Raw genomic sequence first — 8,928 nt, 5'->3', positions numbered from 1 at the left:
GATGGTCGCCACTCCCCGCGCCCACCAGCGCGGAGATGCTGGCCTTGCTCCGAAGCCCGCCGGTCCCTGCCGCTGCGCGCCTTGGTGCCGCCGTCCCGATGCCGAATCTCTCGACCGCATGCTCGCCATCGCCGCGCGGGTGCCCGACCACGGCCGCCTCGTGCCCTGGCGCTTCATCGTGCTGGACGGGGAGGCGCGGCGCGCGGCCGGCGACCGGCTCGATGCGCTCTATCTGGCGCAGAACCCGGACCTCGCCGCCGATAAGCGTCACATGTGGCGCGACTATCTCCTGCGGGCGCCGGTGACGGTGGTGGTGGTGAGCCGGCCGGACCCGGCGGCGAAGATCCCGGTCTTCAACCAGGTGCTCTCCGCCGGAGCCGCGGCCATGAACCTGATCTCAGCCGCAACGGCGCTCGGCTTCGGCGCCCAGTGGCTGTTGAAAATGGCCGGGGCGGGACCCGGACGCGGCCGCGATCCTCGGCGTTGCGGCGGGCGAACAGGTGGCGGGATTCATCCATTTGGGCAGCCCGTCCGAGGCCCCCTCCGACCGCCCCCGCCCTGACCTGGCAGACGTGGTGACACGCTGGCGGCCGTGAGCCGGTCACTCCGCCAGGGCGGCCTCGGCGGCGCTCGCCTTGCGCAGATAGACGAGGGACACATAGAGCGCGAGGGCGCCGAACAGCGCCACCAGCGCATAAAGGCCGATATCGCCCAGGCGGAACAGGCCGGCGAGGGCCCAGGCGGCGGCAACCGCGGTGGCGACCGCCTCGGTGGCGACGAGAATGGCGGCGCTCACCACCGTCAGCGGCCTGCCGCCCCTACCCGAACCCGCCATGAACCCTCTCCCGAACCATAAGGCGCCGCGCTCCGCGCGCATCCGCCAGGACCCGGCTGCCGCAGAACCGGCCGGCAAACTGCCCCCCGCCGCGCGCCCGGTCAAGGGCGGGATGAGGCCCCCTGCGGCCCCCGCCCTTCTGCGCGCGCTGCTCGCGCCCGACCTGCGCCCGCGATGTCTAGCGCTCGGCGCGGACGATCACATCCATCAGCTCGGCCACCTTGCGGCGCTGGTCCTCCGCGTCGCCGGAGCGGATGGCGTGCTCGACGCAGTGCGCCACGTGCTGGCGCAGCACCTCCTCCTCCACCTTCTTGAGCGCCGCGCGCACGGCGGCGATCTGGGTGATGACGTCGATGCAGTAGCGGTCCTCCTCCAACATGCGGGAGAGGCCGCGCGTCTGCCCCTCGATCCGGGCGAGACGCTTGAGGACACGGTCTTTGTCGGCGCTGTGCATGGCTTGTCATATACCCCCTACGGGTATATAGGACAAGCCGAGATACCCCCCCGGGGTTAAAAAGGCCCGCCAATGTGAGCCAGCGCAAGGTTGCCGCCGCGCGAAAGGCCCCATCTGGCGCCAATTGTCTTGGAGCCGTCATGGCACACGATCCTTCCACGCAGGGCCCGCCGACCGGCGCCATAGGCAATGAAGCCAACGCACCCGAAGGCGCGGGGCACGATTGCTGCGGCGGCACGGCGCCGCCCCCGCTCGATCTGTCCGCCGCGCCCAAGGCCGGCACCTGCTGCGGCGACCACGACCACGACCACCATCACGGCCAGCCCGCGACGCCCCCCGCCGCGCCGGCCCAGGTCAAGGCCAAGGTCAAGGACGTGGTCTGCGGCATGGATGTCGATCCCTCGCCCGAGGCCGGCAAGCCCAGCGCCACCCATGAGGGGCGCGCGTTCCACTTCTGCGGCAACGGCTGCAAGACCAAGTTCGAGGCCGATCCGCAGAAATACCTCGAACCGCAGGTGGACCCGGTCTGCGGCATGAGCGTCGCGCCCGCCACCGCAAAATATGCCGCCCGCCATGCGGGCAAGACCTATTTCTTCTGCTCGTCCGCGTGCGAGACCAAGTTCAAGGCCGATCCCGCAATATATACCGGGGAGAAGGCGCCGCCGCCGCCCGCCGAGGTGCCCGAAGGCACCATATATACCTGCCCCATGGACCCGGAGATCCGGCAGATCGGCCCCGGCATCTGCCCGATCTGCGGCATGGCGCTGGAGCCGGAGATCGTCACCCTCGACGAGGCGCCGAACGAAGAGCTGGCCGACATGAAGCGGCGGTTCTGGATCGGCCTTGCTCTCACCCTGCCGGTGTTCGTGCTGGAGATGGGCCAGCACCTGTTCGGCCTGCATCTTTTGCCGCAGCAGATTTCCAACTACGTGCAGTTCGCGCTCGCGACCCCGGTGGTGCTGTGGGTGGGCCGGCCCTTCTTCGAGCGCGGCTGGCTGTCGCTGAAGTCGCGCAACTACAACATGTTCACCCTCATCGCCATGGGCACGGGGGTGGCCTATCTCTATTCGCTCGCGGGCACCTTCCTGCCCGGCCTGTTCCCGCACGGCTTCCACGCCCACGAGGGCGGGGTGCCGGTCTATTTCGAGGCGGCGGCGGTCATCACCGTGCTGGTGGCGCTCGGCCAGGTGCTGGAACTCGGCGCCCGCGAGCAGACCTCCGGCGCCATCAAGGCGCTGCTCTCGCTTGCCCCCAAGACCGCGCTCCGCGTGACAGTGGACGGCGCGGACGAGGAGGTCGCGCTCGACCTCGTCGCCCCCGGCACCGTGCTGCGCGTGCGCCCCGGCGAGAAGGTGCCGGTGGACGGCGTCGTCACCGAAGGCCGGGCGGTGGTGGACGAGAGCCTCGTCACCGGCGAATCCCTGCCCGTGACCCGCGAGACCGGCGAGAGCGTGATCGGCGGCACCGTGAATGCCTCCGGCGCCTTCCTCATGCGGGCCGAGAAGGTGGGCCGGGAAACGCTCCTGTCGCAGATCGTGCAGATGGTGGCGCAGGCGCAGCGCTCGCGCGCGCCGATCCAGCGCCTCGCCGATCAGGTGTCGTCCTGGTTCGTGCCGGCGGTGTTCGCCGCCGCCTGCGTCGCCTTCTTGGTGTGGATGGCCGTCGGCCCCGAGCCGCGCCTCACCTTCGCGCTGCTGGCGGCGGTGAGCGTGCTCATCATCGCCTGCCCCTGCGCGCTCGGGCTCGCCACCCCCATGTCGGTGATGGTGGGGGTGGGGCGCGGCGCCCAAATCGGCGTGCTGGTGAAGAATGCCGAGGCGCTGGAGCGCATGGAGAAGGTGGACGTAGTGGTGGTGGACAAGACCGGCACCCTCACCCTCGGCAAGCCCAAGGTGGTTGCGGTGCATGCCAGCCGCGATGTGGATGAGAACGACCTTCTGCGTCTCGCCGCCAGCCTCGAGCGGGCCAGCGAGCACCCGCTCGCCGCCGCGTTGGTGGCGGAGGCCAAGGCCCGCGACCTGGCGCTGGCCGCCCCCTCGGACGTGGCCGCGATCGCCGGCAAGGGCATCGCCGGCACCGTGGAGGGCCATCGCGTGGTGGTCGGCCACCCCATCTACCTGGGCGACAACGGCGTCCCGGTGGACCACATGATCGCGGTGGCGGAGAGCCACCGCCGCGACGGCGCCACCACGGTGTTCGTGGCGGTGGACGGGCGCGCCTGCGGCGTGATCGCGGTCGCGGACCCGGTGAAGGAGACCACCGAGGCGGCGCTGAAGCGCCTCGCGAAGGACGGCGTGCGCGTGGTCATGCTCACCGGCGACAACCGCACCACGGCGCTCGCGGTGGCCAAGCGCCTCGGCATCACCGAGGTGGAGGCGGAGGTTCTGCCCGACCACAAGGCCGACGTGGTGGCGCGCCTGCGCGCCGAGGGCCACGTAGTGGCCATGGCCGGCGACGGCATCAACGACGCCCCCGCGCTCGCGGTGGCGGACGTGGGCATCGCCATGGGCACCGGCACCGATATCGCCATGGAGAGCGCCGGCATCACGCTGCTCAAGGGCGACCTCAACGGCATCGCCCATGCCCGGTCGCTGTCCAAGGCGACCATGGCGAACATCCGCCGCAACCTCGTCTTCGCCTTCCTCTACAATGCGGCGGGCGTGCCGATCGCCGCCGGCGTGCTCTATCCGGCGATCGGGCTCCTGCTGTCGCCCATGGTGGCGGCGGCGGCCATGGCGCTCTCGTCCGTGAGCGTGATCGCCAACGCGCTGCTGCTGCGGGCCTGGAAGCCGCATTGACCCCCAAGGCCGGCGCGCGTCACACCAGCGCCGGCCGCGCCTCCTGGGCGCCGACCTCGAAGATGCGCTTGTAGCGGGCGATCTCGGCCGGCGGCCCCATGGCCTTGGTGGGGTTGTCGGAGAGCTTCACCGCCGGGTGCCCGTTGGCCGAGATCACCTTGCAGACGATGGAGATGGGGTCGAGGGCGCCGTCCGGCACCAGGCCCCGGAAGTCGTTGGTGAGCAGCGTGCCCCAGCCGAAGCCCATGCGGATGCGGCCGTTGAAGGCGCGGTGGATGCGCGCCACCTCCGCGACGTCGAGCGCGTCGGAGAAGATGGCGAGCTTCTCGCGCGGGTCCTGGCCGCGCGCGCGCCACCAGGCGATGGCCTCCTCGCCGCCCGCCACCGGCTCCTTGCTGTCGATGCGGATGCCGGTCCACTGCGCCACCCAGTCGGGCGCGTGGGCGAGGAAGCCGGCGGTGCCGAAGGTGTCGGGCAGAATGACGCGCAGGTTGCCCTCATATTCCTCCTGCCAGTCGGCCAGCACCTGGTAGGGCGCCCAGGCGAGTTCCGCGTCGCTGCGGGCGAGCGCGGCATAGACCATGGGCAGTTCGTGGGCGTTGGTGCCGGTGGCCTCCACCTCGCGCCGCATGGCGATGACGCAGTTGGAGGTGCCGAGGAAACCCTCGCCCAGCCCCTCGATGAGCGCCTGGACGCACCAGTCCTGCCACAGGAAGCCGTGGCGGCGGCGGGTGCCGAAATCGGCGATGTTGATGGGAGCGAGGGTTTTCAGGAACTCGACCTTCTCCCACACCCGCGTCATGGCGCGGGCATAGAGCACCTGGAGCTCGAACTTGCCCATGCCCTTCAAGACCGCGCGCGAGCGCAGCTCGTTGATGATGGCGAGCGCCGGGATCTCCCACATGGTGGTCTCGACCCAGGGTCCCTCGAACACCAGCTCGTACTGCCCGTCCCACTTCTCCAGGTGATAGGCGGGGAAGCGGAAGCCTTCGAGCCACGCCACATAATCGGGCGAGAACATCTGCCTTTTGCCGTAGAACATGTTGCCGCGCAGCCAGGTGCTCTCGCCGCGGGTGAGCGAGAGCGAGCGCACATGGTCGAGCTGCTCGCGCAGCGCGCCGATGTCGATGATGTCGGCAAGGCGGATCGCGGACGTGCGGTTATGGATGCCGAACGTCACCCGCGTGCCCGGGTGGCGGCGGAAGATGGTCTGCCCCATCAGCAGCTTGTAGAAGTCGGTGTCGAGCACCGACCGCACGATGGGATCGATCTTCCAGTCGTGGTTGTAGACCCGCGTGGCGATGTCGGTCATGGCGTCTTCGCGCGATCCTGGTGCTGATTGGCGTTGTGCTGATTGGCGTTGTGCCGATTGGCGGCGTCTTGGGGAGCGCCCGATCAGGCGCGTCCCGGATTGGGCGCCCGGTCGGGCGCCCGCGGTGGGCGGGCGACTCTATAGCATGGCGTCTGTGGCCTGGCGCCTCTGGCGGGGCGCCGGGTGATGCGGGCCCTTGGCAGCTGAGGGCCTCAGCGGCAGCCCTTGCGCGCTTCCCAGGCCTTGACGTCGTTCACGTAGCGCTGCTGCGCCGGCGTGAGCTGTCCGTACGGCGGAAAGCAGCGCTCGCCAAAGGTGGCGATGGCATCCTTGGTCTTGAAGCAATAGCCCTGCTCCGCATAGACCGCGTTGCGCTGATACCAGAGCGCCCGGCACGACAATTCGCTCAGAGCCTGCGCGCCGGCCGCAGGGGCAAAGGCGCAGGCGCCCGCCGTGATCGCTGCCCACAGCGCTGGCCGAATGGTCCGACGCGTCCTCATTCCCGCCTCCCCAGGTGGATGGCGCAGCCTAGCACCAGCGCCGCGGGCGGAGATAGAGGCCGGAGATTTATTGCTCGAATGGCATCAATGTCGTTCCATCTCTTCCATAGATGCGAAAAAGCCAGCGGGGTATACAAAAGACCAAGCACAACCAAAACCCACAGGAGGACGCCATGGCCCGCATGAGAGCCGTCGACGCCGCCGTTCGCGTTCTGGAAAAGGAAGGCATCCGCACCGCGTTCGGGGTGCCGGGCGCGGCCATCAACCCGCTCTATTCCGCTTTGAAGGCGCGCGGCTCGATCCGCCACGTGCTGGCGCGCCACGTGGAAGGCGCCTCCCACATGGCCGAGGGCTACACCCGCGCGGTGGCCGGCAATATCGGCGTGTGCATCGGCACCTCCGGCCCCGCCGGCACCGACATGATCACCGGCCTCTATTCGGCCTCGGCGGACTCGATCCCGATCCTGTGCATCACCGGCCAGGCGCCCCGCGCCCGCCTCTACAAGGAAGACTTCCAGGCGGTGGACATCGAGTCCATCGCCAAGCCCGTCACCAAGTGGGCGGTGACGGTGCGCGAGCCGGCGCTCGTGCCCATGGTGTTCCAGCAGGCGTTCCACGTCATGCGCTCGGGCCGCCCCGGCCCGGTGCTCATCGACCTGCCGCTCGACGTGCAGCTGGCCGAGATCGAGTTCGACGAGGACACCTACGCGCCTCTGCCGGTCTACAAGCCGAAGGCGACGCCGGCGCAGATCGACAAGGCCATGGAGATGATCCTCGGCGCCGAGCGCCCGCTGATCGTCGCCGGCGGCGGCATCATCAATGCGGACGCCTCCGATCTGCTGGTGGAATTCGCCGAGCTCACCGGCATCCCGGTCATCCCCACCCTCATGGGCTGGGGCACCATTCCGGACGACCACCCGCTGATGGCCGGCATGTGCGGCCTGCAGACCTCGCACCGCTACGGCAATGCGAACCTGCTCGCCTCGGACTTCGTGACCGGCATCGGCAACCGCTGGGCCAACCGCCATACCGGCTCGGTGGAGGTCTACACCAAGGGCCGCAAGTTCATTCACGTGGACATCGAGCCGACCCAGATCGGCCGCGTGTTCGGCCCGGACTTCGGCATCGTCTCCGACGCCAAGGCGGCGCTGGAGCTGTTCGTCGCCGCCGCCGCCGAGCTGAAGCTCGCCGGCAAGCTGCCGGACTGGTCCGCCTGGGCGGACGAGTGCCGCGCCCGCAAGCAGACCATGCTGCGCAAGTCGCACTTCGACAACGTGCCGCTGAAGCCGCAGCGGGTCTATGAGGAGATGAACGAGGCGCTCGGCCGCGACGTGACCTATGTCACCACCATCGGCCTGTCGCAGATCGCCGGCGCGCAGTTCCTCAACGTCTATTCGCCACGCAACTGGATCAATTGCGGCCAGGCCGGCCCGCTCGGCTGGACCCTGCCGGCAGCGCTCGGCGTGCGCGCGGCGCGCCCGGACGCCAAGATCGTCGCGCTCTCCGGCGACTACGACTTCCAGTTCCTGATCGAGGAACTGGCGGTGGGGGCGCAGCACAAGCTGCCCTATCTCCACGTGGTGGTGAACAACTCCTATCTCGGCCTGATCCGCCAGGCCCAGCGCGGCTTCGAGATGGACTTCGAGGTCTCGCTCGCGTTCGAGAACATCAATTCCGAGGAGGCCGGCGGCTACGGCGTCGACCATGTGGCGGTGGCCGAGGGCCTCGGCTGCAAGGCGATCCGCGTGCGCACGCCGAACGAGTTCAAGGGCGCCTTCGCCGAAGCCGAGCGCCTCATGGCCGAGCACCAGGTGCCGGTGGTGCTGGAATTCATCCTGGAGCGGGTGACCAACATCGCCATGGGCGTCGAGATCGACAAGATCACCGAGTTCGAGGAGGTGCTGGACCTCCCTCTCGACCAGGCGAAGGCGCTGGAGCCGGCCGAATAGGCCGAATCGCGGGGGGCCGCTCCGGCGCCTCTCTCCCGCGCCGCGCGGCCTCATCCCCCGGCTGGTCCGGGGGATCCTCCCCATTTCCAGGCGCCCCTTCTCAAGAAAACCGTGGATGCCCGGAACAAGCCGGGGCATGACGGTGGGATAGGAGCCGCGCCGCGGACCTGCCATAAAAACCAAGGCTCAGCCAGCGGAGACGACATGCCCAAGTTCTGCGCCAACCTCACCATGCTGTGGAACGAGATCGACTTCCTCGACCGCTTCGCCAAGGCGGCGCAGGCCGGCTTCAAGGGGGTGGAGTATCTCTTCCCCTATCCGTACGAGAAGGACGCAATCGTCGAGCGGCTCGCAAAGCACGGCCTGACCCAGGTGCTGCACAACCTACCGGCCGGCGACTGGGCCAAGGGCGAGCGCGGCATCGCCTGCCTGCCGGGCCGCGAAGGCGAGTTCGAGGACAGCGTCGCCATGGGCATCGACTACGCCAAGGCGCTCGGCACTAAGGCGGTCAACTGCCTCGCCGGCATCACGCCGAAGGATGTGCCGGCGGAGAAGGTGCACGAAACCCTGGTGAAGAACCTGACGTTCGCTGCCGGCGAATTCAAGAAGGCGGGCATTCCCCTCGTGGTCGAGGCGATCAACACCCGCGACATCCCGGGCTTCCACCTCACCAATACCCGGCAGACGCTGGCGGTGCTCGACGCCGTGGGCGCGGACGACATCTTCTTCCAGTACGACATCTACCATATGCAGGTGATGGAGGGGGACCTCACCCCGACCCTGCGCGCCAACATCGCCCGTATCAAGCACATCCAGCTGGCCGACAATCCGGGCCGCAACGAGCCCGGCACGGGCGAGATCAACTATCCCTTCCTGTTCGAGGCCATCGACGCCATGGGCTATGAGGGGTGGATCGGCGCGGAATACAAGCCCAAGACCACCACCGACGAAGGCCTCGGCTGGCTCGCGCCCTACAAGGCGTGAGGCGCGCTTGAATCTCCCTCTCCCGGCGGGAGAGGTTGGGGTGAGGGTGCGCGGCTGGCTCCGGCGGCGCATCGCCCAGCGGCGGAACCCTCACCC

Annotated in this window: 8 protein-coding genes; 4 read left to right on the top strand and 4 right to left on the bottom strand. The window is 69.1% G+C overall.

Features of this window, described 5'->3' with window-relative positions:
- Positions 1 to 562 (top strand): nitroreductase family protein (locus AC2W7M_RS14080; RefSeq protein WP_486132890.1); only part of this gene is annotated, 562 nt, incomplete at its 5' end.
- Positions 563 to 601: 39 nt separating this feature from the next.
- Here the strand turns inward: AC2W7M_RS14080 and AC2W7M_RS14075 are convergent.
- Positions 602 to 835, bottom strand: a complete 234-nt coding sequence (locus tag AC2W7M_RS14075) for a hypothetical protein (RefSeq protein WP_486132889.1) — start codon at positions 833 to 835, stop codon at positions 602 to 604.
- 178 nt (positions 836 to 1,013) lie between these two features.
- On the bottom strand, positions 1,014 to 1,289 hold the full coding sequence (locus tag AC2W7M_RS14070) for a metal-sensitive transcriptional regulator (RefSeq protein WP_486132888.1): 276 nt from the start codon (positions 1,287 to 1,289) through the stop codon (positions 1,014 to 1,016).
- 140 nt (positions 1,290 to 1,429) lie between these two features.
- On the opposite strand from AC2W7M_RS14070, the gene AC2W7M_RS14065 reads away from it, so the two are divergent.
- Positions 1,430 to 4,087, top strand: coding sequence for a heavy metal translocating P-type ATPase (locus AC2W7M_RS14065; RefSeq protein WP_486132887.1), 2,658 nt, complete (start codon positions 1,430 to 1,432; stop codon positions 4,085 to 4,087).
- 19 nt (positions 4,088 to 4,106) lie between these two features.
- On the opposite strand, the gene pncB is transcribed toward AC2W7M_RS14065, so the two are convergent.
- Both pncB and AC2W7M_RS14055 read right to left on the bottom strand, forming a co-directional pair.
- Complete coding sequence (gene pncB, locus AC2W7M_RS14060; protein WP_486132886.1) at positions 4,107 to 5,399, bottom strand: nicotinate phosphoribosyltransferase; 1,293 nt, start codon at positions 5,397 to 5,399, stop codon at positions 4,107 to 4,109.
- A 212-nt stretch (positions 5,400 to 5,611) separates the two neighbouring features.
- On the bottom strand, positions 5,612 to 5,899 hold the full coding sequence (locus tag AC2W7M_RS14055; RefSeq protein WP_486132885.1) for a YARHG domain-containing protein: 288 nt from the start codon (positions 5,897 to 5,899) through the stop codon (positions 5,612 to 5,614).
- A gap of 173 nt (positions 5,900 to 6,072) precedes the next feature.
- On the opposite strand from AC2W7M_RS14055, the gene gcl reads away from it, so the two are divergent.
- Complete coding sequence (gene gcl, locus AC2W7M_RS14050) at positions 6,073 to 7,848, top strand: glyoxylate carboligase (protein WP_486132884.1); 1,776 nt, start codon at positions 6,073 to 6,075, stop codon at positions 7,846 to 7,848.
- 204 nt (positions 7,849 to 8,052) lie between these two features.
- Positions 8,053 to 8,832: a hydroxypyruvate isomerase gene (gene hyi / locus AC2W7M_RS14045; protein ID WP_486132883.1), complete on the top strand. Its 780-nt coding sequence runs from the start codon at positions 8,053 to 8,055 to the stop codon at positions 8,830 to 8,832.
- The last annotated feature ends 96 nt before the right edge of the window (positions 8,833 to 8,928 follow it).

Source organism: Xanthobacter sp. BG11Y11_SDJG (genome assembly GCF_057364445.1).
This window is presented reverse-complemented; position numbering and strand designations above follow the sequence as displayed.

Coding starts and splice junctions, on each gene's coding strand:
- AC2W7M_RS14065 (WP_486132887.1), top strand. CDS start 1,430: ATGGCACACGATCCTTCCACGCAGGGCCCGCCGACCGGCGCCATAGGC.
- pncB (WP_486132886.1), bottom strand. CDS start 5,399: ATGACCGACATCGCCACGCGGGTCTACAACCACGACTGGAAGATCGAT.
- AC2W7M_RS14055 (WP_486132885.1), bottom strand. CDS start 5,899: ATGAGGACGCGTCGGACCATTCGGCCAGCGCTGTGGGCAGCGATCACG.
- hyi (WP_486132883.1), top strand. CDS start 8,053: ATGCCCAAGTTCTGCGCCAACCTCACCATGCTGTGGAACGAGATCGAC.
- AC2W7M_RS14075 (WP_486132889.1), bottom strand. CDS start 835: ATGGCGGGTTCGGGTAGGGGCGGCAGGCCGCTGACGGTGGTGAGCGCC.
- gcl (WP_486132884.1), top strand. CDS start 6,073: ATGGCCCGCATGAGAGCCGTCGACGCCGCCGTTCGCGTTCTGGAAAAG.
- AC2W7M_RS14070 (WP_486132888.1), bottom strand. CDS start 1,289: ATGCACAGCGCCGACAAAGACCGTGTCCTCAAGCGTCTCGCCCGGATC.